1 pseudogene is annotated in these 510 nt (G+C 41.0%); it reads left to right on the plus strand.

What is annotated here, in order from left to right:
* Positions 1-510: pseudogene (gene prfC / locus ACFIL3_RS11270) on the plus strand (peptide chain release factor 3); the annotation flags it as partial.

Here is a 510-nt window from a genome sequence, read left to right on the forward strand (position 1 = left end):
AACCGTTTTCGCCAAAAAGATGATGAGATAACACAGCGGATCGTTTCAAATCCCAGTGAGGTTGTCCATTTACTTCCCCAATATCAACGTTCCACTTTTCTTGAAGGAGTAGAACTCGCTCAAAGTGTTTGCAAGAATTTTGATCTTCAAGCTTTCCGTGAAGGTCATATGACACCGGTTTATTTTGGTTCAGCTTTGCGAAATTTTGGTGTTCGTGATTTGATCAATGCGCTTATAGATTTTGGTCAAAGTCCTCGTGATCAAAGTGCAGATCAGCGCAATGTCATAGCAACTGAACCTAAAATGACGGGATTTGTTTTTAAAATTCAAGCGAATATGGACCCTAATCATCGTGATCGTATTGCATTTTTTCGGGTATGTTCTGGAACACTTGAACGTGGTATGAAAACAAAGTTGGTTCGAACAGGAAAACCGATGACACTTTCGGCTCCACAATTTTTCTTTGCGCGTTCGCGCCAAATTGCTGATCAAGCCTATGCTGGTGATATC

Origin of the sequence: Bartonella sp. CE47NXGY (genome assembly GCF_042195415.1) — a bacterium.
Classification (GTDB): Bacteria; Pseudomonadota; Alphaproteobacteria; order Rhizobiales; family Rhizobiaceae; genus Bartonella.